Below are 21,918 nucleotides of genomic sequence, written 5' to 3' on the forward strand. Positions count from 1 at the left end.
CCATGAACAGCGTGACGCCGTGGCGGCGGGCCAAGCCTTCCCAGGCCGCGACCTCGCTCGCGTCATGATGTAGATGGATAAAGCCGGCGGGATGGCGCGGTGTCGTCGGACGCGGCAGGTCGAGCGGCAGCTCCAGCCGCGCCGGCGCATCAGTGAGCGCCGTGCGCCAATAGGCGAGCTCGCGGGGGATCGGCCCGTTGGGATCAGCGAGCAGCTGCCGGTGCCACAGCGCGTAGTCGGCGTATTGTACCGACAGCTCCGGCAGCTGCGCAACCGCGCCGCTGCGCGCGGCCTCATACAGCCGCGCCAACTCGCCGAAGAACACGCCGGACGACCAGCCGTCGAAGGCGATGTGATGGATGACGACCGCGAGCACATGACGCTCGGGGCCGAGCCGCACCAGCACGGCATGCAGCGGCAGGTCGCGCGAAAGGTCGAAGCGGTTCTGCACGAGGCCATCGAGCCGCGTAGCCAGCGCGGCGTCGCGATCGGCAGGGGCGAGATCGGAGAGATCGTCGTGCAGCAGGCGGAAGGCGCTCGCCGGCCGGATGATCTGGATCGGCGCATCAGCCTTGAGTTCGACCGTGCTGCGCAGGCTCTCGTGACGGGCCATCAGCGTGGTCAGCGCGCCATCCAGGGCTGGCGCGTCGAGTGCGCCGTCGAGGTCGAGCGCGAACGGAATGAGATAGGCGGCCGAGCCGCCTTCGAGCTGATCGAGGAACCAGAGCCGGGTCTGCGCTGCCGACAGCGGCAGATCGGCCGGGCGCGGCAGCGCGACGAAGGCGGTGGCTTGATCATCGGTCTTGTCGTCGAGCGAGGCTGCGAGCCGGGCGATGGTCGGCTGCTCGAACAGCCGCCGCAACGGCAGCTCGCGGCCGAACTGGGTGCGCAGGCGGGAGACGAGCCGGGTGGCGAGCAGCGAGTGGCCGCCGAGCTCGAAGAAATTGTCGTCGATGCCGATGCGGGCATGGCCCAGCAGTTCGGCCCAGATCGCAGCCAGTGCCTGCTCGGTCGCGGAGCGCGGCGCGCGATAGCTCGCCTCGGAAGCAGCGGCGAGATCGGGCTCGGGCAGGGCCTTGCGGTCGAGCTTGCCGTTCGGCGTGACCGGCAGCGCCTCCAGCGCCACGAACAGCGCCGGCACCATGTAGTCCGGCAGCAGGCTGCCGAGATGACCGCGCAGCTCGGCCGCCGATGGCGCCGCGCCGTCGCGTCCGACGACATAGGCGACGAGACGCCGTCCTTGCGCATGCTCCTGCGGCACGACCGCCGTCGCCGCCACGGCCTCATGCCTCCGCAACGCGCTCTCGATCTCGCCGGGCTCGATGCGGAAGCCGCGGATCTTGACCTGGTGGTCGGCGCGGCCGTGAAACTCGAGCGTGCCGTCGGCGCGCCAGCGCGCGCGGTCGCCGGTGCGGTAGAGCCGCGTTCCCGTCGGCCCGAACGGATCGGCGATGAAGCGCTCCGCCGTCAGTCCGGGACGGTTGATGTAGCCGCGCGCCAGCCCGGCGCCTGCGACATAGACCTCGCCAACGACGCCGATGGGCAGCAGGTTCAGCGCATCGTCGAGAATGACGACCGCGCGATTGGCAACCGAGCGACCGAGCGGCAGCGGTGTCGTGATCGCGGCGACGTCCGGCAGCGGATGACGGGTGACGAAGGTCGTCGTCTCCGTCGGACCGTACATGTGGCCGACAACGGTGCGGCTGTGGTCGAGCACGCGGCGCACGACCTCGGGCGATACCGTCTCGCCGCCGGTCAGCACCTCATCGACTCCGTCGAAGCAGCCGGGCTGTTCCTCCGCGACTGCCGCAAACAGCTGATAGGTCAGGAACAGGCGCGTCACGCCGTGATGGCGGATCGCCGCCGCCAGCCGGCCCGCATCGAACGCGCCGGTCGGCCCGATGGCAACGCTGTGGCCGTGCAGCAGAGGTGCGAACAGCTCGAAGGTGCTGGCATCGAAGGCCGGGTTGGAATGCAGCAGGATCGTCTGCGCTTGGCCGCTGTGCCAGATCGGATCGTCTGCCAGTGAGATGATGTTGCGATGGGTGATGCCGACGCCCTTGGGGCGGCCGGTCGAACCCGAGGTGAACATGATGTAGGCGAGATCGTCGGCCGCGCCGGCAATCTCCGGAGCGCGATCGTCGACTGCATCGGGGCGCGGCAACAGAACGCTCACGCCGGCCTGACCGGCAAGCTCCGCCGCCAGCGCCGGCGCGGCCACCGCAAAGCGCGCGCCAGTGTCGAAGAGGATGAAGTCGCGCCGGTCGCGCGGCTGTCCCGGCTCCAGCGGCACGTAGGTCGCCCCGGCCTTGAGCGCGGCCAGGACCGCGATCACGAACTCCGGCGAGCAGGCGAACAGCAGGGCGACGCGATCCCGCGGCCGGACTCCGGCGGCCATCAGCTCGTGGGCGAGCGCATTGGCGCGTCGGTCGAGATCACGATAGGTGAGCGTCCGGTGACCGGCGCGGATGGCGATCACGTCGGGCGTTCGGTTGGCCTGTGCGGCGAAACGTCCGGCGAGGGTTTCCTGCGATGCGATCTCGGTCACGCAGGCGGGCGCGCCGGGCTGCTCGGCTTGCGCCAGATCCGAAGGCACCAGCGCCAGCCGGGCCGCCGGACCCACCGGATCCGCGGCGAAGGCGCGCAGCAGCGTCTCGAACGCCCGGGCCCAATGCCGAACCGTCGCCGGCGCGAACAGGTCAGGATTGAACTTGAAATTGCCGAACAGCGCCGCGTTGGCTTCGTACAGTTCGAGAACGAAATCGAACTGGCCGAGCTGCTGCGGAAACGGGTCGCTGCGCGCAGCCAGTCCGCCCCAAATGCTCCAGCCGTCATTCGGCAGCGGCGCGATCAATCCCTCGACCGCCTGCTGACCGCGGAGTTGCAGGAAGTTGAAGCACGCCTGATAGATCGGCGTTCGCGCCGGATCGCGCCGGGTCTGCAGCCGCTGCGCAAGCAGCGAGAACGGATAGTCCTGGTGTTCGGCTGCTTCCGCTGTGGCGCGCCGTGTGGCGTCGAGAAAGGCCGCGAGGCTCTGGCCGTCCGTCAGCCGCGTGCGATGCACGACGGTGTTGGCGAAATAGCCGACGGTCGCCTCGAAGGAGGCTTGCGTGCGGCCGGAGACCACCGAGCCGAGCAGGATGTCGTCCTGTCCGCTCAGCCGATGCAGCAGCAGGCTGTAGGCGGCAAGCAGCACGACGGACAGCGTGGTCTCGTGACGCCGTGCCAGCGCCTTGAGCTGGGACAACAGCTCCGGCGCGACGGTGAGGTCGATCTGTTCGCCGCGCTCCCGGCGCTGCGCCGGCCGCGGATGATCCAGCGGCAGGTCGAGCACCGGCAGCTCGCCGGACAGCAGCCAGTGCCAATACGACCAGAGCTGCTCGCCGCGCGCCCCGGCCAGCAACGCACGCTGCCAGCGGACGAAGTCCGTGTAGCTGCGTTCGACGGAAGGGAGCTCGGCGATGGTCCCCGCGGCCCTGGCCTGATAGCTCCGTCCGATCTCGTCGAGCAGGATGACGATCGACTGGCCGTCGATGACGATGTGATGGGCGAGCGGCAGCAAAACGTGGTCGTCGCTGCCGCGGCTGATCAGCACAGCCCGGAACAGTGGGCCGTGCTCGAAGTCGAACGGCTCGTCATAGGCGGCCTGCACCGTCTGGCGGAGCGCCGACTCGTCTGCGACCTGGACGTGGCGGAGCTCGACGGCCCGCGACGACACGGCCTGCATCGGTGTTCCCGCGCGCCAGGCGAATGTGGTGCGCAAAGCGGGGTGGCGGGCGGCGACGTCCTGCAACGCCAGCCGCAATGCCGCGACGTCGACCGGTCCGCGCAGCCGGACCGGAAATGCGACGTGATAGGCCGTGCTCGACGGATCGAGCTGGTGCAGAAACCACAGCGCCTGCTGGCCGAAGGACAAGGGATGATGGGCCGCCTCGGCGCCGCGCCGCCGCAACAGCTCGGCCGCGAGCTTGCGCTTGCGCTGGAGCTCGTCGGTATCGACGGCGACGGCAGACCCGATCGGGTTGTCCTCAGGGGGCAGGCGCTCCGATTCTGCGCGTGAGGGGTCCCATCGGTCGTTCACGATGCATCACGCTGCAGATGAGCCGGCGGCATCTCGCTGGCGGCGAAGACTGAGCGGTCTCATGTCGGTCCAGGCGCTCTCGATGAAGGCGAGGCAGTCCGCCTTGCTGCCAACGGGCCCGGTCTGCCGCCAGCCGGCCGGGATGTCCTTGAATTGAGGCCAGAGCGAATATTGCTCCTCATCGTTGACGAGCACGACGAAGATTGCGCTCTCGTCGTCGAATACATTCACCATGTCGGCACCAAGGACGTAAGACATCGTTCCCTGTACCGCGAGGTACAGGGTCACTCAGATCCGCAGCTACTAACGGCAGCGGGGCAGGTGAAGGTTAAGCGGTGGCGGCCGCCTCAGTGGTGGCGCTCTTGCGCGACAAGCCGCGCTTGACCTGATCCTTCATCGACTCGAGATCGACCGACAACAGATCGCCGCCCTTCTCGAAGTGATTGACGAAGACTCGGCCGATGGCCCAGGTCAGGGCCGAGGCGAATGCCGGCACGACGGCGAGCCCGAGCAGGGGGCCGACGAAGGGGACATAGCGAACGGCGCGGATCGCAGCTCCGGAGAGCGGGCTGACCGGTACGATGCCGCCGATCAAGGCCGCGACATAGGACTTCACGGCGTTCTCGTTGAACGGGATCTCGTAGTTCTCAGCGAGCTCGCTGATCATCTTGACCTGAATGCCCGTCAACGCAAAAACATCGAGCAATGGCAAGGGGATGAGCCCGGTGATGGCTCCGAACCCGGCATTGCGCTTGACGATCGCCAGCGCCTGCTTGTGGCGTTCGGGACTGACTGCAGGAGTGACGGGCGGGGAAACAGTTTGGTCGCTGGAAGCCAAATTCGTCATGATGATTGATTCCCAATTATTAGTTGTAAGGTACCATCGTTCCACCAGCCTTGGAAGGGCTGTCGACCTGCTTGTCGTGAACTATCACCAGATAATGAGTCGTTACTACGCCGGTAGCCGGCGGTGCGACTGGTGATGCGACACTGAGTGGTCGAGATGCGGCTGCCCGTCGACGTCTGGGCAATGCACAATAAGGTGCGGTTTGGTGTCCGTGGTGCCGATTGTCCTGTGAGCATCACGGGAACGAGGCGATCTGAGCTGAGCCGGCACGACGTTGTCATGATACTATGCCAATCATTCGATGTGGGTCGATCCATGCCTGATGACGTGCGGCATTCGTTTGCTGATGACTGGCTCCTGTGTTTCAAGCCGAGGGCGGCGGCCCGCCGGCGACTGGTCTGCTTCGGGCCCGCGGGGGGCGGTGCCTCGTTCTTTCGCCGGTGGCCGGATCTGGTGCCGCCGGACGTCGAGGTGCTCGCGGTGCAGCTCCCGGGCCGCGAGACGCGCTTGGCCGAGCCGCCGGAGCACGACATCGTCGGCCCGGCGTTGGCCGTCGGCCGATCGTTGATGACGCGCAAGACGCTGCCGACCGTGCTGTTCGGCCATAGCATGGGAGCGCTGCTGGCGCTGGAAACCGCCCGCGGGCTGCGGCAGGCGCACTTTGCGTGCGATCTCGGTCTGGTCGTGTCGGGGCGCGAGTCTCCCGATCTTGCCATGCAGGATAGCGGCTTCATGGCGCTCGACGATGATGCGTTCCTGGCCGCCATCGATCGCCGCTACGGCGGCATTCCGCCGGCGGTGATGCAGATCGCCGAACTGCGCGAGCTGATCGCGCCGGTGTTGCGCGCCGATTTCGCCGCCGTGATCGGCTACCGGGACCGAGCGGCCGACCCGCTCGACATCGAGGTCACGGTCATGCGCGGCCGCGACGATCCGCAGACGGCCGATGAGCGGATCGCGGGCTGGGGCAGGGTGTCCGTCCGGCCGGTGCGCCGCCGCGACTTTCCTGGCGGGCACTTCTATCTGTCCGATCGTCCCGAAGCGGTGCTGGCTGAAGTGCTGTCGGCGTCGTTCGTCGCCGAGCCATCCTGAGCCGATGCTGGCGGGATCGTCATCGGCCATGAGTTCGTTTGTTTATTTGCAAGCCTCCCGCAGTGTGCCCTTTGCCGTCAACGACCGTTGTGATCAAACACATTGCCGATGGATTCGATTGCGCCATGCGGTTCGAACGCGCCGGCATGCCGGCGCGGGGGCTCATTTTATGGGGAGCCGCGCCTCCGTCCTTGGCTGACGGCGCGGTCCTGGGGTGTTTCAGCGTGGACAGAAGGCGGTTTGAACCTTGGACCTGATACGCTTCGTCCTCGCCTCCGCGGGTCCGATCCGCTTCCGCCTCATCGCCGGCATGGTGCTGACCAGCTTCGCGATGGGCGCGCTGATGGTCGTGACCAACACCGCGACCGCGCCGGAGTCGAGCGACGGGCCGGCGCTGGAGATGGTGCTGCTGTTCGTCGTGCTGGCGGCGCTGGTGATCGGCTCGCATCGCTATTCGATGCGGATGGTGACGGCGCTCAGCGAAGCCATCCTGCGCCAGATCCGCGACAATTACGTGCTGCTGGTCCGCCGCATCGAGCTGGAGGCGCTGGAGCGCACCGGCGTCGACCGGATCTATGACGTCGTCGCACGCGAGACCATCCTGATCTCGGATGCCGCGCCGCAGATCGTCACCGGCATGATCTCGGCGCTGACCTTCGTGCTGCTCGGTGTCTACATCGCCTATCTCTCTTTATTTGCCATCGTGCTGCTGGTGTTCGCCTTCGTGGTGACCGTCTATTTCTACCGCTACAGCCAGCGCGGTTCCCGCGCGGCGCTGGTGGCGGCGAGCGCGCAGGAGACGCGCTTTCTCGACCTGATGGGCCATCTGCTGCACGGGTTCAAAGAGGTGCGTCAGAACGCCGCGCGCGGCCACGACCTGGAGCAGGACCATCTGCTGCCGGCATCGGAGGAGATCGACACCAAGAACACGGTTGCGATGGACCACATCGCCTCCGGCATGAGCATCTCCTATATCGGCTTCTACAGCCTGCTCGCCGCCGTCGTGTTCATCCTGCCCGGCTACATCAAGGAGCACCGCACGGTGCTCCAGGTGCTCTATACCGTCCTCTTCATGCTCTCATCCCTCGACAACGTGCTGCGCTCGGCGGCCGTGCTGGCGCGCGCCAACCTGTCGATGGAGCATCTCCTGGACATGGAGAAGAAGCTGCTGGCCGCCGCGCGCGAGCCCGAGCCGTCGCCGGATGCCTCGCATCAGGTGTTCACCCAGGTCGAGCTGCGGGCGATCACCTATTCGCACACCGGCCGCGACGGCAAGGCCAACTTCACCCTCGGTCCGTGCGACCTCGTCGTCGCGCCCGGGCAGATCACCTACCTGATCGGCGGCAATGGCAGCGGCAAGTCGACCCTGATGCGGCTGCTGACCGGCCTTTATGAGCCGGCCTCCGGCGTCATCCTGTGGGATGGTCAGCCGGTGGACCATGCTCGGCGCGGCAAATATCGTCAGCTGTTCTCCTGCGTGTTCGCCGATTTCCATCTGTTCGACCGCTTCTACGGCGCGCGCACGATCGATCCGGCCAAGGTCAACGCCATGGTGGCCGACTTCGGCCTCGCCGAGAAGACCACGTTCCGCGACGGCGGCTTCACCCAGCTCGACCTGTCGACCGGACAGCGCAAGCGGCTGGCGCTGATCGTCGCACTGCTTGAAGACCGGCCGATCTATCTGCTCGACGAGGTCGGCGCCGATCAGGATCCGTCCTTCCGTCACCGCTTCTACACCGAAATCCTTCCCGACTTGCGAGCTCGCGGCAAGGCCGTTATCGTCATCAGCCACGATGATCGCTACTTCTCGATGGGCGATCGCGTTCTCACGATGCGGGACGGCCGGCTCGAGCAAGCCGAGGCTTTGACATGAGCATCGCGACATGAGCGTGGCCTATCCCGATCGCAGCTCCCGCAACTCGCCGTCGCCGCTCAGGCCGACGCGCGGCCGGCTTCGCGACCGCATCGAGGCCTATGTGGTCGGCACCATCGCGCTGGCCGGCATCCTGGTATTGCTGCTGTGGCGGCTGGTGATCGTCGTCGTCCCCGCCGGCCATGTCGGCGTGCTCTACAGCCTGCTGGGAGGCGGCACCGTCATCGACGACGTCTTCCGCGAAGGCCTGGCGCTCAAGCTGCCCTGGAACAAGATGTATCTGTTCGAGACGCGCGTGCAGTCGCTGCCGCTCGACGTCGAGGCGCTCAGTCTCGAAGGTCTGCGCGTCGACGTGAAGGCCAATCTGATCTTCCACATCGACGGCAATGCGGCGCCACGGCTGCTGAAGGAAGTGGGCACCGACTACGTCAATCGGCTGATCATGCCGGTGACGCAAGGCGTGGTCCGCCGCGTCATCGGCAAGTTCGACAGCCACCGGCTCTACACCATCGACAGCGAGCTTCTGACCGGCCAGATGCTGGAGGCGCTGCGCGGCGAACCGAAGAGCTCGATCCTGATCTATGACGACATGGTCGTGACAAGGGTCATCCTGCCCGACGGCATGCGCAAGGCGATCGAGGACAAGCTGACCCAGGAGCAATACGCCGCGTCCTACGAGTTCATCCTGGCGCGCGCCCGCTCCGAGGCCGAGCGCCAGCGCATCGAGGCCATCGGCCTCGAGAACTACTACGCCACCGTGGCGCGGGCGCTGTCGAAGGACGTGCTGACCTGGACCGGCATCCAGGCGACGCTCGATCTCGCGCGTTCCAACAACAGCAAGGTCGTCGTGGTCGGCGGCGGCACCAATCAGATGCCGCTCATTCTGGGGTCCGAAGTCTCCTCCGGCAGCGCGACCGCGCCGAACCCGGGGATCATGGGGCTCGACAGCACCAAGCTGACCTTCCCGAAGGTCGAAAACCCCGCGCGCGATCCGCTCGAAAATCCGATCGGGCCCGGTCTGCCGGGGCGAGCCCGCATGACTCCGCTGGGCGTGCCGCCGGCGCCGACACGCCAGGGATCGCCAATTCCCGCCGCTCCGGTGCAGAATGCCCAGTAGCCGGTGGTCACCACGCATCGTCGTCAGCATGAGGAGCATGTCTTGATGTCCGCCTTCGTCATCATCTGCTACGTGCTGCTGTGCCTCCTCAGCGGCTATTTCGGCCGCGACTCGCGCATGGGCTTCTGGGGCTGCGTCTTCCTGTCGGCGATCTTCAGTCCGGTGCTGGTGCTGCCCGCGCTGTTCCTGCTCGGTGGTGGCCGGCGGCCGGCCTGAGGCCAGGCGCTCGGTCGTTTCAAAGGCCATCTCTGCAAAGGCGGTCGGCGGTAACGCCCGACGGGCAAAGACCGCATGGCTCGCATGTGCGGATTGCCCGTCGTGCCAGTTTGTCGCGGACACCTCGCTTGTGTCGTCGGGCAAATCAGCTTCACATTCTCGCGCATCCCGGCTCGCTGAAGAGGGACGTTTCGCGGTCGTCACGAGCGTCGAGCTGGAGATGCGGTGGGCGCGTCGGTCCGCAGCGTGACTTGTTTGCGCGGACGAACGGAACGATGCGACGGCGAAATGGTGTGGTCCTGGCGCCCCGATGCTGGCGTCAAGTCGGCGGCGATGATCCGTCGGCGACGGGGGCAAGACAGCCGGTCCCCGAGGAGAGCACCTATAACCCGCAAAACCATCGCGCAGGGAAGGCCGGGATGTCCCAGCCAAACCTGTGGTTCCTACCCCGTGCAATTTTCACTGCACGGGGGCCATGGGGGCGGCAGGCTCCCGGCCTTCCCTGCGCCTCTTCGTCTCCGAAGAGGACCAACGGATGCACGACTCGGGCGCAAGGCGCCGCGAGAACGCGACGTCGCGTTTGCTCTTGTCGACTGGCTGTTTGACTCGTGAAGCGGTTGACCTCCGGCCGGGCGCCGCAAATTCGTGCCGTGCCGTCGCGCCATGGTGTAGACTGACCGTCCGCCGATCCCGAGTGAAGAAGTAGCGTGCAGACCTGCCGATGAGGGCGATCGAAAATCTCTTTCAAAGCCCGGTCGTGGCGGTTGCGTCGTCTCTGTCGCTTGCCGATCACGGCCTCTTTCCCGAAGAGCGCGCGTATGTCGAGAACGCCGTCGCCAAGCGGCGGGCCGAGTTCGGAACAGCGCGCATCCTGGCGCGCAAGGCGCTGGCGGAGCTCGGGGCCGCGCCCGTGCCGTTGGTTCCCGGCCCGGATCGCGCGCCGGTCTGGCCGCAGGGCTACACGGGCAGCATGTCTCATTGTGCCGACTTCTGCGCCGTGGCGGTCGCGCGCAGCCGCGAGGTCCGATCGCTCGGGCTGGACGTCGAGGATCTGCGCCAGCTTGATCCCTCTCTGCTGGAGCTCGTGCTCACGCCCACCGAGCGGCGCTGGCTGCAGGCGCAGCCTGAAGACGTGCGGCCGATGCTGCCGATCACGCTCTTCAGCGCCAAGGAAGCCTACTACAAGTGCCAATATCCGATCACGCGCGGCTTTCTGGATTTTCAGGACGTCGAGCTCGCGATCGATCCGGGGGCAGGGACGTTTGAAGCGCGCGTCGTCAGGGCGGGATGGCCGGACGCCGTCGCGCGTCTCGGCGGACGTTTCGTCGTCGCGGATGGGCGGGTTCATTGCGGGTTGGAGTTGCCACAGGCTGGCGCCTAGCGCTGCAGCTCCAGGTTGGCTCGTCCCGATCGCGCGGCATGCGACGCCGCGTCTCAAGCCGTGCAGAACCGATGGTCCCTGAGCCACTTGCTGCAGTCGCTAAACAAATGGCGCTCGGATTTCGCTCGATTAGCGCTTGACATGTTTAGTCGAAGTAAATCTACTAAACAAAATACTTAACTCGGACGGTGATCCGAGGTGTCATGAGGAAACGCTTGCGGCTCCCGCTGTCGTTGTGACGGCGCATCTTGCTGCGGGCCACACATCGCCGGCATCCGTGCACAAGCGGGGCGGCGCCAACAGGGAGGGAGTGCCAGATGAAGTTGCTGCAGACATTTGCACTGACGGCGACCGTCGCCGCCGCGACAGTGCTCGGCGCATCCGCGCCGGCACGGGCCGAAGGAAAAACCATCACGCTGTGCTGGGCGGCGTGGGACCCGGCCAACGCGCTCGTCGAGTTGTCGAAGGACTTCACCGCCAAGACCGGCGTCAACATGAAGTTCGAATTCGTGCCGTGGCCGAACTTCGCCGACCGCATGCTCAACGAGCTCAATTCCAAGGGCAAGCTGTGCGACCTGATGATCGGCGACTCCCAGTGGATCGGCGGCGCCGCGGAGAACGGCCAATACGTCAAGCTCAACGAGTTCTTCGACAAGGAAGGCATCAAGATCTCCGACTTCATGCCGGCGACCGTCGCCGGCTACGCCGAATGGCCGAAGGGCACCCCGAACTACTGGGCGCTGCCGGCGATGGGCGACGCCAATGGCTGGACCTACCGCAAGGACTGGTTTGCACGGCCGGAGATCCGCGAGGAGTTCAAGAAGAAGTTCGGCCGCGAACTCGAGGTGCCGAAGACGCAAGCCGAGCTGAAGGACATCGCCGAGTTCTTCCAGAAGCGCGTGATCGACGGCAAGACCGTTTATGGCGCGGCGATCTTCACCGAGCGCGGCTCGGAAGGCATCACCATGGGCGTCACCAACGCGCTCTATCCGTTCGGCTTCAAGTACCAGAACCCGAAGAAGCCGTATGACATGCAGGGCTTCGTCAACTCCGACGACGCGGTGAAGGGCCTCGAATTCTACAAGGCGCTGTACAAGTGCTGCACGCCGCCGGGCTATTCCAACGGCTACATGCAGGAGGGCCTCGACGCCTTCAAGTCCGGCCAGGTCGCGCTGCAGATGAACTGGTTCGCGTTCTTCCCCGGCCTCTACAAGGATCCGAATGTCGGCGGCGACAGAATCGGCTTCTTCGTCAATCCGGCCCAGAAGGAAAAGGGCTCGCAGCTCGGCGGGCAGGGCATCTCGGTGGTGGCCTATTCGCCGAACCGCGCCGAGGCGCTGGCCTACATCAAATGGTTCGCCTCGCTGGACACCCAGAAGAAGTGGTGGGCGCTCGGCGGCTACAGCTGCCACAAGGGCGTGCTGAACGATCCCAACTTCAAGAACACCGCGCCATTTGCAGCCGACTTCCTGGTGGCGATGGACCAGGTGGTCGATTTCTGGGCCGAGCCGTCCTACGCGCAGCTCCTGCTCGCGATGCAGAAGCGCGTCCACGACTACGTCGTCGCCGACCAGGGCACGGCCAAGGGCGCGCTCGACGGGCTGATCGCGGACTGGACCAAGGTGTTCAAGGAGGACGGCAAGCTCTGACGATTGCGCTTCTCAGTACCGATCTCTCCACGTGTCGTTCCGGGGCGCGCGAAGCGCGAGCCCGGAACCCATACCCCCAGGAAGCCGCGTGAGGCACAGATGTCCGTTGGATCTCGCCCCAAAGAACGTCCTGTGGCTATGGATTCCGGGCTCGCGCTTCGCGCGACCCGGAATGACGAGAAGATGAAGCAGCTCCCCCAAACAGCCACCGTGAAGCAGTCCCTCGCATGACCGACCAAACCGGATTGAGCGGCCTCGTCGACCGCGCCGCCCTGGTGACGCCGCCCGTCGTGGCGCGTCGCGCGCGCGGTCTGTCCGAGCGCGCGATCGCCTGGCTGTTCATCACGCCGACGATGCTGCTGTTGCTGGCGATCAACATCTTTCCGCTGATCTGGACCATCCGGCTGTCCTTCACGAACTACCGCGCCAACCGGCCCAATGCGACGGTGCTCGATGTCGGGCTCGCCAACTACCAGTCGATCCTCACCGATCCGGATGTCTGGGCGGCGATGACGGTGACGGCCCGCTTCGTGTTCTGGAGCATCCTGATCCAGACCGTGCTCGGCTTCGCCCTGGCCTGGCTGATCGACAAGAAATTCCGCGGCCACGGCCTGTGGACCACCTTGATCCTGCTGCCGATGATGCTGTCGCCAGCGGTGGTCGGCAACTTCTGGACGTTCCTCTACCAGCCGCAGACCGGGCTCTTCAACTACGTCGTCTCGGCCGTCACCGGCACGCCGGCATCCTCGTTCCAGATGCTGGCGCAGGTGCCGCTGGCGCCATGGGCGATCGTCATCGTCGACACCTGGATGTGGACGCCTTACGTGATGCTGATCTGCCTCGCCGGCCTGCGCTCGATCCCGGACTACATCTACGAGGCGGCCGAGGTCGACCGCGCCTCGCCGTGGCGGCAGTTCTGGTCGATCACGCTGCCGATGGCGCTGCCCTTCATCATGCTCGCGGTGCTGTTCCGCGGCATCGAGAACTTCAAGATGTTCGACATGGTCAACCTCTTGACCGGCGGCGGACCCGGATCGACGACGGAGGTCGCCTCGATCACGTTGAAACGCGAGGCGTTCGAGAAGTGGCGCACCGGCTATTCCTCGGCCTTCGCCATCATTCTCTTCGTCACCGTGTTCGGCCTCGCCAACATCTACGTCAAGGCGCTCAACCGGGTGAAAAGCCGATGACCGGTCTCGTCTCAGCCCATTCCGTGGTCGATCCGTCGCCGTTGACCAAGCGGATCGCGGCGGCCGTGGTGATCGCCTATGCCGTCGTCACGCTGGTGCCATTGCTGTGGATCGTGATGACCGGCTTCAAGTCGCCGTCGGACGCGATCGCCTATCCGCCGAAGATCATCGCCGAGCCGACGCTCGAGGGCTACTGCAACCTGTTCACGACGCGGACGCGGCAGGCGCCGGAGTATATGGCCAAGCTGCCGCCGGCCACCGGCCTATGCGACCGCATCTCGCGCGAACGTAACATGGTGATCGCGGGACCGTCGAACTACATTCCGCGCTACGTGAACTCATTGGTGATCGCGTTCGGCTCCACGGCCCTGTCGGTCGTGCTCGGAACGCTCGCGGCCTACGCGTTCTCACGCTTCAAGGTGCCGCTGAAGGACGATCTGCTGTTCTTCATCCTGTCGACCCGTATGATGCCGCCGATCGCGGTCGCGATCCCGATTTACCTGATGTATCGCGAGCTCGGACTGTCCGACACCAAGCTCGGCATGATCCTGCTCTATACGTCGGTCAACATCTCGCTCGCGGTCTGGCTGCTCAAGGGCTTCATGGACGAGATCCCGCGGGAGTATGAAGAGGCCGCGATGGTCGACGGCTACACGCGGCTGCAGGCCTTCTTCAAGGTGGTGCTGCCGCAGGCCACCACCGGCATCGTCGCCACCGCGATCTTCTGCCTGATCTTCGCCTGGAACGAATACGCCTTCGCCGTGCTTCTGACCTCCGGCACGGCGCAGACCGCGCCGCCCTTCATCCCGATCATCATCGGCGAAGGCGGCCAGGACTGGCCGGCGGTCGCGGCAGGCACGACGCTGTTCCTGATCCCGATTGTCGTGTTCACGGTGGTGCTGCGAAAGCATCTGTTGCGCGGCATCACCTTCGGAGCGGTGCGCAAATGAGCGAAGCCACGCAGAACCTTCCTGCCGAAACCGGCGCTCCGCGTTGGCCACGCGCGCTGCGCCGCGGACCGATGGAGACGGTGGCGACGATCCTGATCGCGGCCGGCGTGCTGATGCTGCTGCAGCCGTTCGCGCTGGTGCTCTACACCTATTCCTTTGTGACGACGCTCGCGGGCGTCGTGATGTTCACCATCGTCTCCAAGTTTCCGGATTGACGCCATGGCCGAGATTCGTATCGAAAACCTCGAGAAGCATTTCGGCGGCTTCGCGGCCGTGCGCGGTACCAGCTTCACCATCGCCGATGGCGAGTTCTTCTGCCTGCTCGGTCCCTCCGGCTGCGGCAAGACCACGACCTTGCGGATGATCGCGGGCCTGGAATTGCCGACGTCCGGCACGATCAGCCTCGGCGGCGAGGACGTCACCTTCCGCCGCGCCAGGGAGCGCGACATCGCGATGGTGTTCCAGCTGTTCGCGCTGTACCCCCACATGAACGTTCGCAAGAACATCGCCTTTCCGCTGCTGTCGATGGGCGTGCCCCGGGCCGAGATCAAGCGCAGGGTCGAGGAGGCGGCGCGCATTCTGCGGATCGATCACCTGATCGATCGTCCGGTCAGCGGATTGTCCAGCGGCGACCGCCAGCGCGTCGCGCTCGGCCGCGCCATCGTGCGTGAGCCCAAGGCGTTCCTGATGGACGAGCCGCTCGGTGCGCTCGACGCCGAGTTCCGGCACATCATGTGCGGCGAGCTGCGCGCGCTGCATGATCGCCTCAAGGCGACCACTGTGTTCGTGACCCACGACCAGCTCGAGGCGATGTCGATGGCCGACAAGATCGCGGTGATGAACCGCGGCGTGGTCGAGCAGTTGGGCACGCCGCAGGAGATCTATGACCGGCCGGCCTCGATGTTCGTCGCCGACTTCATCGGCTCGCCCGCCATGAACTTCATCCGCTTCGACGCAAAGCTTGCCGCGGGCACCGAGACAGTCCGGATCGATGGTGCTGACATCAGCGTGCCCGTGCTGCGCGAGGATGCCGACGGCAGCGCGCTGGTGCTCGGCGTCCGTCCGGAGCAGGTGACTCTGACGACCGAGGGCGGCCTGCGCGGCGAGGTGTTTGGCGCCGAATATCTTGGCACCACCCAGATCGTCACCATCACCACCGCGCGCGGCATCGTGAAGGCGCGCATCCCGGCTGCGGTTCGAGTCGAGCGCGCGGAGCCGGTCGGACTGAGTTTCCGGGCTGACCGTCTCTCGCTGTTCAATGCCGCGACCGGCCGCGCGATCCGCACGGCGCTGTATGAGCAGCCGGCAAGGGGAGGCCGTCATGGCTGAGACGCGCCTCAACGCTGTCAGCAAATCCTTCGGCACCAAGCCTGCGGTGCGTGATCTGTCGTTGACCATCCGCGACGGCGAGCTCGTCGTGCTGCTCGGGCCGACCGGCGCCGGCAAGACGACCACGCTGCGCCTGGTCGCCGGGCTCGAGACGCCGGACCGTGGCTCGGTGATCATCGGCGGTGTCGACCAGACCAGCGCGACGCCGGCGGCGCGCGACGTGACCTTCGTGTTCCAGCAATATTCGCTGTATCCGCATCTGTCGGTGTACGACAACCTCGCCTTTCCGCTGCGTTCGCCGGTGCGCAAGACGCCGGAATCCGAGATCAAGCGTATCGTCGGCGACGTCGCTGCGATGCTGCGGATCGAGGACAAGCTCGGCAACCGTGCCACGCAATTGTCGGGCGGCCAGATGCAGCGGGTCGCGATCGGGCGCGCGCTGGTGCGCCGGCCGGCGATCGCGCTGCTCGACGAGCCGCTGTCCTCGCTCGATGCCAAGCTGCGCGCCGATCTGCGCATCGAGCTCAAGCGCATCCAGCAGGATCTCGGCGCCACCATGCTCTATGTCACCCACGACCAGATCGAGGCGATGACGCTGGCCAACCGCATCGGCGTCATCGACCAGGGCCGGCTGGTGCAGGTGGGAACCCCGCGCGAGGTCTACGAGGATCCGGCCAATACCTATGTCGCGACCCGGCTCGGCAGCCCCGGCATCAATCTGTTGCCGCGCGGGCTGTTTCCGGACCTCGCGGTTCCCGGCGACGTCGCGACCATCGGCGCGCGGACCGAGCACATGACCGTGCGTCGCGCAAACGGAGGCGCGTCGGCGCGGGTGAAATGGATCGAGCATCTCGGCGACCAGAACCACCTGCACATCACGCTGAACGATCAGACAATCGTCAGCCTGGTCGAGCCGGACACGGAATTGAAAGTCGGCGACTCCGTCGCTATCGAGTTTACCCGGCCGCTGCTGTTCGACCGGGCGGGTCAGCGGGTGAGATAGAGATGGACCAGGCATTCAAGCGCAGACTGATCGTGGCGATGGCCGATGCCATCATTGCGCATGCCGAGGAGCTGACGGCGCTCGATTCCGCGATCGGCGACGGCGATCATGGCCTCAACATGAAGCGCGGCTTCGAGGCGGTGCTCGCCGACGCGGACAACATCACGGCCAAGCCATTGCCCGATGCGCTGAAGGCCGTCGGCATGGCCCTGGTGATGAAGGTCGGCGGCGCCTCCGGTCCGCTGTATGGCACGCTGGCGATGGGGTTGGGCAAGGCGCTGCCGTCGGAACCATCTGCGGCCGATGCCGCGGCCGCGCTCGGCCGGGCCATCGAAGACGTGAAAGCGCGGGGCAAATCCGAGGCCGGGCAGAAGACGATGCTCGATGTCTTGATTCCCGTGCAGGCGGCCTTTGCCGCCGGCGGCGACGATCTCGCGACGCGGCTGCCCGCGATAGCCGCCGAGGCCGCTGACGCGACGGTGCCGATGAAGGCGATCCGCGGCCGTGCGTCCTTTCTCGGCGAGCGCTCGATCGGGCACATGGATCCCGGCGCGCGCTCGTCCAGCCTGCTGGTGCAGGCGATCTGCAGTGTATTCAACGAGGCCTGAACATGGGTGAGCAGAAGAACGTCGGCATCGTCATCGTGTCGCATTCCGCCAAGGTGGCGGAGGGCGCGGCCGACATGGTCAGGCAGATGGTCGGCGACAGCGTGCCGCTCGCCGCCGTCGGCGGCAATGCCGATGGCGGACTCGGCACTGATGTGGGCGCCATCATGGGCGCGATCGACAAGGCGTGGTCGGAGTCCGGCGTTGCCATCCTGGTCGATCTCGGCGGCGCCGAGACCAACAGCGAGATGGCCGTCGAGATGATGCCGGAGGAACGGCGCGAGCGCATCGTGATCTGCAATGCGCCGCTGGTCGAAGGCGCCGTCATGGCGGCGACGGAGGCCTCCGGCGGCTCCTCGCTCGATGCGGTCCGCGCCACCGCCGAAGAGCTGATGGCTGGATGAGTGGGAATGATGATGGCTGACGGTGGAGAGATCGGCATGCAGGACGTCAGGGCGCATGCGCTGTTGACCAACGAGGTCGGGCTGCACGCGCGCCCCTCGGTCAAGCTCACGCAGCTCGCCAAGCGCTTCGCTGCGACGGTCGAGATCGCAGTCGCGGCCGATGGTCCGTGGACCGACGCCAAGAGCCCGGTGAAGATCATGCGCGTCAAGGCGGCCAAGGGCGAGACATTGTACATGCGCGCGAACGGCTCTGATGCCGAGGAGGCGGTGCGCGCGCTGGCGGATCTCGTCCATCGCAAGTTCGACGAGGAGTAGATGGTGGAACGCTGCATCCGAGGTCGCGCAGCGTCGGAAGGCCTGGCCGTGGGGCCGGCGGTGGTCCTGCGCGCGCTCGAAGGCGCCAGCCGGGTCAAGGGCTCGATCGCCGAGGAGCACGCCGCGCTGGCGGCGGCGGTGGCGGGCGCGCGACTGGCGGTGGCCGATCTCATCACGCGCCTCGATGGCGACGCCGCCGAGCTGATCGGTTTTCAGCTCGCGCTGCTCGAAGACGATGCGCTGACCGAAGCCGCCTATGCCGGGATCGAGACCGGCATCGCGGCTGACGATGCCTGGCGCGCGGCGATGGCCGCGGAGATCGCGGGCTATGAAGCCGCCGATGACGAATATTTTCGCGCCCGCGCCAGCGATCTCGCCGACATCAGGGATCGCGTGCTCCGCCATCTGCTCGGCCTCGAGGACAACGGCGCGATGCCGAACGGGGCGATCATCGTCGCCCGCGATCTCGCACCGTCGGCCTTTCTCGGGATCGACTGGTCGAAGGGCGGCGGCATCGCGCTTGGCGAGGGCAGCCCGACGAGTCATGTCGCCATGCTCGCGCGCGGCCGTGGTGTTCCGATGGTCGTGGGGCTCGGCCACGTGTGGGAGAGCCTCTCCGGCTCGCTGCTCGTCGATGGTGGCGCTGGCCTTGTCGAGGTCGATCCGAGCGTTGAGCGGGTCGAGCGGGCGCGCTCGCTCGGCGCGGCTCTCCTGCAGCGGCGCGCCGATGCGACGGCACATCAGCTCGAGCCCGCTGTGACGCGTGACGGCACGGCGATCTCGGTGCTCGTCAACATCTCCGGTCCATCCGACATGACGGCGCTGCCCGCGGCGGCCTGCGATGGCGTGGGATTGGCGCGCACGGAATTTCTGACGGGCAATCTGCTGCGAGACGAAGAGGCGCAATATCGGGCCTATGCCGAGCTTATGCGCTGGGCCGACGGCCGTCCCGTGACGATCCGCACGCTCGATGCCGGCGGCGACAAGCCGATCCCGGGCTATACGGTCGATGGCGAGAGCAATCCGTTCCTGGGTCTGCGCGGCATCCGCCTGTCGCTGCGCCATCCTGATATCTTCCGCGTTCAGCTGCGGGCGCTGGCGCGCGCGGCCGCGCTGGGGCCGCTGAAGGTGATGCTGCCGATGGTGACGAATGCGGCCGAGCTTGAGACGGCGCGCGCGCATCTGCGTGCGGTGCTGGCCGAACTCGGCGACAGCAACATCGCTTTCGCTGAGCCGGCTTTCGGGATCATGGTGGAAGTGCCCGCTGCAGCCCTCGCCGCACAGCACTTCACGGCCGACTTCTTCTCGATTGGCACCAATGATCTGACGCAATATGCGACAGCGGCGTCGCGGGACGGCACCGAGGTTGCCGACTATGCCGACGTGCTGCATCCCGGTGTGCTCGCAATGATCGCGCATGTCGTGCGCGCCGGCCGGGTCAGTGGCATCGATGTCTCGATCTGCGGCGATGCCGCCGGTGACGTCAGGACGATTCCGGCGTTGCTGGAGGCGGGTGTGCGCGCGCTCTCCGTGTCCCCCGGATTGTTGCCGCAGGTGAAAGCCGCGATCCGCGAGCTCGATCTGGCCACGCTTGCGGAGAGCGCATGAGCGAGCAGGATTCATCGGGAGCGTCCAGCCCGCTCGCCGACTACAAGGCCATCCTGCGCGCGGTGGTCGAGAGCCGCCCGTCCGGCACGCGACAGCGGCTGGCGGAGGCGATCGGCAAGAACCGCAGCTTCATCTCGCAGATCATCAATCCGGCCTATCCGACGCCGATCCCGCTGCAGCATCTCGAAACCATCTTCCACATCTGCCATTTCTCGCCGCATGAGCAGCAGGCGTTCCTCACTGCCTACCGCGCCGCGCATCCGGGCCGGCTGGAAGAGGCCGAGACACAGCGGCCGATGCGGCGCCTCGTCGTGGAGTTGCCGGATTTCGGTGACGACGCGCTGAACGCCCATGCCGACCGCATCATCAGCGGCGTCGCGCGCGGCATCACCGCGCTGATCTCGGCCAATGAAAACAAGGACGAAACTGATCCGGGAGGGAAGCCATGAAGAAGCTGATCAACGCCGTGGACGACGTGCTGACCGAGAGCCTGCACGGTTTCGCTGCCGTGCATGGCGACATCGTCGCGCTCGGCGAGGACAACAAGTTCGTCCGCCGCAAGACCCTGAAGCCGGGGAAGGTCGCGCTGATCTCCGGCGGCGGTTCCGGCCATGAGCCGCTGCACGCCGGCTTCGTCGGCCAGGGCATGCTGGATGCCGCCTGTCCCGGCCAGGTGTTCACCTCGCCGACGCCCGACCAGATGCTGGCGGCCGCGCAGGCGGTGGAGACGGGCGGCGGCTCGCTGTTCATCGTCAAGAACTACGAAGGCGACGTGATGAATTTTGCGATGGCCGCGGAGATGATGGAGACCAAGGTCGCCACCGTCATCACCGATGATGACGTTGCAGTGGAGACGTCGACCTATTCGACCGGACGCCGCGGCGTCGCCGGCACGCTGGTCGTGGAGAAGATGCTCGGCGCGGCGGCCGAGCAGGGGCGCGATCTGGATGCGCTCAAGGCGCTGGGTGACGAGGTCAACAAACGGACGCGTTCGATGGGCGTGGCGCTGACCTCGTGCACGGTGCCGGCGGCGGGCAAGCCGACCTTTACGCTGGATGAGGACGAAATGGAGATGGGCGTCGGCATCCATGGCGAGCCCGGCCGGCGCCGCGTCAAGCTCGCCTCCGCCGATGCGATCGCCGAGGAGATGATGGGCGCGATCCTCGCCGATCTCGCGCCCAAGCCCGGGACGCCCTGCCTGCTGCTGGTCAACGGCTTCGGCGGCACGCCTGCGATGGAGCTCTATGTGATGGCCAATGCCGCGCGCCGCATTCTGGAAGCACGCGGTCTTGCGATTGCGCGCGGATTGGTCGGCTCCTACGTCACCTCGCTCGACATGGCCGGCTGCTCGCTGACCGTCACCGCGCTCGACGATACGACGCTGGCGCTGTGGGACGCGCCGGTACACACCGCGGCATTGCGCTGGGGCTGCTGAGCGCGAGTTCAGCGGATCTCGTTCGAATAATAGTGATGCGCCGTCGTGGCGCGGTGCTGGCTGAGGATCGCCAGCGCGCCGGTCTGGTCGTAGGCCTCTTCGTCGATGACCAGCACGGCGCTCGGAGAGGGCAGGCCCAGCAGTTTGCGATCTTCCTTGGTGGCGACCTCGGCCGTCACCTTCTCGCGCACCGCCGCGACTCGGATGCCATAGGCCTCGAGCAGGTGCCGATAGATCAAAGCGGGGACATTCTTAGGCTCGCGCGGAAAGTCCGGCATTCGGCTCGCGACCATCGCGATACGAGAGTACAGCACCGGCGCGCCCGCCACCCGACGGATGCGCTGCAGGTGCAGCAGCGGTTCGCCGTCGTCGACCGCAAACAGCGCGGCCTCGTCCGGTCCGGCAGGTCGGGTCGTCACCGACAGTACCTCGGCATCCGAGTGCAGCAGGCTGCCGTCCTCGCCGAGCAGCCGGAAATACTGAAAGAAGAAGCTGAGGCCGTGTCGTGACGCCCGGCCGGTCACCACCGTCCCCGTCTTCCGCCGCCGCATCAGCATGCCGCCGGCCGTCAGATCAGCCAGGGCACGCCTGATCGTGCCGACGGCGACGCCATATTGATTGGCGAGCGCGACCTCGCCGGGCAGCACCGTGCCCGGCGCGAGATCACCGATCAGGATCGCATCCGCGATCTGCCGCTTCACATGCTCGTACAGCGGCACGGGCAGGGCTCCGGGACCCGCGCCCACGCTCTCTGCCGCTTTGCTGGCCACGCCTGCCTTTTTCATGGAATTGACAAGTGCCACATTGTGATTTTTATTTCTAT

21 protein-coding genes (1 of these 21 running past the window's edge) are annotated in these 21,918 nt (G+C 66.4%); 17 read left to right on the top strand and 4 right to left on the bottom strand.

From position 1 onward, the window contains the following. The 3 genes in view from ACQR1Y_RS14810 to ACQR1Y_RS14820 are tightly spaced (at most 40 nt apart) and all read right to left on the bottom strand, a layout consistent with a single transcriptional unit that may run on beyond the window. On the bottom strand, positions 1-4,081 hold the start of the coding sequence (locus ACQR1Y_RS14810) for a non-ribosomal peptide synthase/polyketide synthase (protein ID WP_434875710.1). The gene continues 13,805 nt to the left of window position 1, outside the view; only the first 4,081 of its 17,886 coding nucleotides appear in the window; the start codon lies at positions 4,079-4,081; the stop codon falls past the left edge of the window. A 6-nt stretch (positions 4,082-4,087) separates the two neighbouring features. Then, positions 4,088-4,369, bottom strand: coding sequence for an MbtH family protein (locus tag ACQR1Y_RS14815; RefSeq protein ID WP_434875711.1), 282 nt, complete (start codon positions 4,367-4,369; stop codon positions 4,088-4,090). A 40-nt stretch (positions 4,370-4,409) separates the two neighbouring features. Further along, positions 4,410-4,928 carry a YcjF family protein gene (locus tag ACQR1Y_RS14820; protein WP_434857328.1) on the bottom strand — a complete coding sequence of 173 codons (519 nt, stop codon included), beginning with the start codon at positions 4,926-4,928 and terminating at the stop codon, positions 4,410-4,412. Positions 4,929-5,084: 156 nt separating this feature from the next. On the opposite strand from ACQR1Y_RS14820, the gene ACQR1Y_RS14825 reads away from it, so the two are divergent. The 17 genes from ACQR1Y_RS14825 to dhaK all read left to right on the top strand — a co-directional run bounded on the left by ACQR1Y_RS14825 (position 5,085) and on the right by dhaK (position 21,095). Next, on the top strand, positions 5,085-6,020 hold the full coding sequence (locus ACQR1Y_RS14825; protein WP_434875712.1) for a thioesterase II family protein: 936 nt from the start codon (positions 5,085-5,087) through the stop codon (positions 6,018-6,020). A gap of 247 nt (positions 6,021-6,267) precedes the next feature. Further along, a complete protein-coding gene (locus ACQR1Y_RS14830; RefSeq protein WP_434857326.1) occupies positions 6,268-7,893 on the top strand; it encodes a cyclic peptide export ABC transporter in 1,626 nt (541 codons plus the stop codon). A 10-nt stretch (positions 7,894-7,903) separates the two neighbouring features. Continuing rightward, positions 7,904-9,010 (top strand): prohibitin family protein, encoded by a 1,107-nt coding sequence (locus ACQR1Y_RS14835; RefSeq protein ID WP_434875713.1) that lies wholly within the window; start codon positions 7,904-7,906, stop codon positions 9,008-9,010. A gap of 45 nt (positions 9,011-9,055) precedes the next feature. Next, positions 9,056-9,226: a hypothetical protein gene (locus ACQR1Y_RS14840; RefSeq protein ID WP_434857324.1), complete on the top strand. Its 171-nt coding sequence runs from the start codon at positions 9,056-9,058 to the stop codon at positions 9,224-9,226. Between the two features lie 721 nt (positions 9,227-9,947). Next, complete coding sequence (locus tag ACQR1Y_RS14845; protein ID WP_434875714.1) at positions 9,948-10,607, top strand: 4'-phosphopantetheinyl transferase family protein; 660 nt, start codon at positions 9,948-9,950, stop codon at positions 10,605-10,607. Between the two features lie 317 nt (positions 10,608-10,924). After that, positions 10,925-12,256 carry an ABC transporter substrate-binding protein gene (locus ACQR1Y_RS14850; RefSeq protein WP_434875715.1) on the top strand — a complete coding sequence of 444 codons (1,332 nt, stop codon included), beginning with the start codon at positions 10,925-10,927 and terminating at the stop codon, positions 12,254-12,256. A gap of 227 nt (positions 12,257-12,483) precedes the next feature. Further along, the gene (locus tag ACQR1Y_RS14855; protein ID WP_434875716.1) at positions 12,484-13,446 is read left to right on the top strand and encodes a carbohydrate ABC transporter permease; all 963 of its coding nucleotides are present in this window, start codon (positions 12,484-12,486) and stop codon (positions 13,444-13,446) included. Beyond that, entirely contained in the window at positions 13,443-14,396 is a 954-nt protein-coding gene (locus ACQR1Y_RS14860) for a carbohydrate ABC transporter permease (protein ID WP_434875717.1), read from the top strand. Before ACQR1Y_RS14855 ends, ACQR1Y_RS14860 begins: the two co-directional genes overlap by 4 nt. After that, the gene (locus ACQR1Y_RS14865) at positions 14,393-14,611 is read left to right on the top strand and encodes a hypothetical protein (RefSeq protein WP_434875718.1); all 219 of its coding nucleotides are present in this window, start codon (positions 14,393-14,395) and stop codon (positions 14,609-14,611) included. The genes ACQR1Y_RS14860 and ACQR1Y_RS14865 overlap by 4 nt, the downstream gene beginning before the upstream one ends. A gap of 4 nt (positions 14,612-14,615) precedes the next feature. Then, positions 14,616-15,725, top strand: a complete 1,110-nt coding sequence (locus tag ACQR1Y_RS14870) for an ABC transporter ATP-binding protein (protein ID WP_434875719.1) — start codon at positions 14,616-14,618, stop codon at positions 15,723-15,725. Then, on the top strand, positions 15,718-16,728 hold the full coding sequence (locus tag ACQR1Y_RS14875) for an ABC transporter ATP-binding protein (protein WP_434875720.1): 1,011 nt from the start codon (positions 15,718-15,720) through the stop codon (positions 16,726-16,728). Before ACQR1Y_RS14870 ends, ACQR1Y_RS14875 begins: the two co-directional genes overlap by 8 nt. A 2-nt stretch (positions 16,729-16,730) precedes the next feature. Further along, positions 16,731-17,336, top strand: a complete 606-nt coding sequence (gene dhaL / locus ACQR1Y_RS14880; protein ID WP_434875721.1) for a dihydroxyacetone kinase subunit DhaL — start codon at positions 16,731-16,733, stop codon at positions 17,334-17,336. A gap of 2 nt (positions 17,337-17,338) precedes the next feature. Further along, a complete protein-coding gene (dhaM, locus tag ACQR1Y_RS14885; protein ID WP_434857315.1) occupies positions 17,339-17,737 on the top strand; it encodes a dihydroxyacetone kinase phosphoryl donor subunit DhaM in 399 nt (132 codons plus the stop codon). Positions 17,738-17,749: 12 nt separating this feature from the next. Continuing rightward, positions 17,750-18,052, top strand: coding sequence for an HPr family phosphocarrier protein (locus ACQR1Y_RS14890; protein WP_434876020.1), 303 nt, complete (start codon positions 17,750-17,752; stop codon positions 18,050-18,052). Beyond that, positions 18,053-19,660 carry a phosphoenolpyruvate--protein phosphotransferase gene (ptsP, locus tag ACQR1Y_RS14895; RefSeq protein WP_434875722.1) on the top strand — a complete coding sequence of 536 codons (1,608 nt, stop codon included), beginning with the start codon at positions 18,053-18,055 and terminating at the stop codon, positions 19,658-19,660. It abuts the gene before it with no gap. Beyond that, the gene (locus ACQR1Y_RS14900) at positions 19,657-20,109 is read left to right on the top strand and encodes a hypothetical protein (RefSeq protein WP_434857312.1); all 453 of its coding nucleotides are present in this window, start codon (positions 19,657-19,659) and stop codon (positions 20,107-20,109) included. Before ptsP ends, ACQR1Y_RS14900 begins: the two co-directional genes overlap by 4 nt. After that, positions 20,106-21,095, top strand: coding sequence for a dihydroxyacetone kinase subunit DhaK (dhaK, locus tag ACQR1Y_RS14905; protein ID WP_434875723.1), 990 nt, complete (start codon positions 20,106-20,108; stop codon positions 21,093-21,095). The genes ACQR1Y_RS14900 and dhaK overlap by 4 nt, the downstream gene beginning before the upstream one ends. Before the next feature lie 8 nt (positions 21,096-21,103). Here the strand turns inward: dhaK and ACQR1Y_RS14910 are convergent, their stop codons facing one another. Then, positions 21,104-21,865, bottom strand: coding sequence for a GntR family transcriptional regulator (locus ACQR1Y_RS14910; protein WP_434857310.1), 762 nt, complete (start codon positions 21,863-21,865; stop codon positions 21,104-21,106). Positions 21,866-21,918 lie beyond the last annotated feature (53 nt).

The sequence above is a fragment of the Bradyrhizobium sp. HKCCYLRH3099 genome (assembly GCF_051167855.1).
Classification (GTDB): domain Bacteria; phylum Pseudomonadota; class Alphaproteobacteria; order Rhizobiales; family Xanthobacteraceae; genus Bradyrhizobium.

Bases quoted from the DNA above. Each gene is read 5' to 3' on its own strand.
- ACQR1Y_RS14820 (WP_434857328.1), bottom strand. From the start codon at position 4,928: ATGACGAATTTGGCTTCCAGCGACCAAACTGTTTCCCCGCCCGTCACT.
- ACQR1Y_RS14825 (WP_434875712.1), top strand. From the start codon at position 5,085: ATGCGGCTGCCCGTCGACGTCTGGGCAATGCACAATAAGGTGCGGTTT.
- ACQR1Y_RS14835 (WP_434875713.1), top strand. From the start codon at position 7,904: ATGAGCGTGGCCTATCCCGATCGCAGCTCCCGCAACTCGCCGTCGCCG.
- ACQR1Y_RS14840 (WP_434857324.1), top strand. From the start codon at position 9,056: ATGTCCGCCTTCGTCATCATCTGCTACGTGCTGCTGTGCCTCCTCAGC.
- ACQR1Y_RS14845 (WP_434875714.1), top strand. From the start codon at position 9,948: ATGAGGGCGATCGAAAATCTCTTTCAAAGCCCGGTCGTGGCGGTTGCG.
- ACQR1Y_RS14850 (WP_434875715.1), top strand. From the start codon at position 10,925: ATGAAGTTGCTGCAGACATTTGCACTGACGGCGACCGTCGCCGCCGCG.
- ACQR1Y_RS14855 (WP_434875716.1), top strand. From the start codon at position 12,484: ATGACCGACCAAACCGGATTGAGCGGCCTCGTCGACCGCGCCGCCCTG.
- ACQR1Y_RS14860 (WP_434875717.1), top strand. From the start codon at position 13,443: ATGACCGGTCTCGTCTCAGCCCATTCCGTGGTCGATCCGTCGCCGTTG.
- ACQR1Y_RS14865 (WP_434875718.1), top strand. From the start codon at position 14,393: ATGAGCGAAGCCACGCAGAACCTTCCTGCCGAAACCGGCGCTCCGCGT.
- ACQR1Y_RS14870 (WP_434875719.1), top strand. From the start codon at position 14,616: ATGGCCGAGATTCGTATCGAAAACCTCGAGAAGCATTTCGGCGGCTTC.
- ACQR1Y_RS14875 (WP_434875720.1), top strand. From the start codon at position 15,718: ATGGCTGAGACGCGCCTCAACGCTGTCAGCAAATCCTTCGGCACCAAG.
- dhaL (WP_434875721.1), top strand. From the start codon at position 16,731: ATGGACCAGGCATTCAAGCGCAGACTGATCGTGGCGATGGCCGATGCC.
- dhaM (WP_434857315.1), top strand. From the start codon at position 17,339: ATGGGTGAGCAGAAGAACGTCGGCATCGTCATCGTGTCGCATTCCGCC.
- ACQR1Y_RS14890 (WP_434876020.1), top strand. From the start codon at position 17,750: ATGGCTGACGGTGGAGAGATCGGCATGCAGGACGTCAGGGCGCATGCG.
- ptsP (WP_434875722.1), top strand. From the start codon at position 18,053: ATGGTGGAACGCTGCATCCGAGGTCGCGCAGCGTCGGAAGGCCTGGCC.
- ACQR1Y_RS14900 (WP_434857312.1), top strand. From the start codon at position 19,657: ATGAGCGAGCAGGATTCATCGGGAGCGTCCAGCCCGCTCGCCGACTAC.
- dhaK (WP_434875723.1), top strand. From the start codon at position 20,106: ATGAAGAAGCTGATCAACGCCGTGGACGACGTGCTGACCGAGAGCCTG.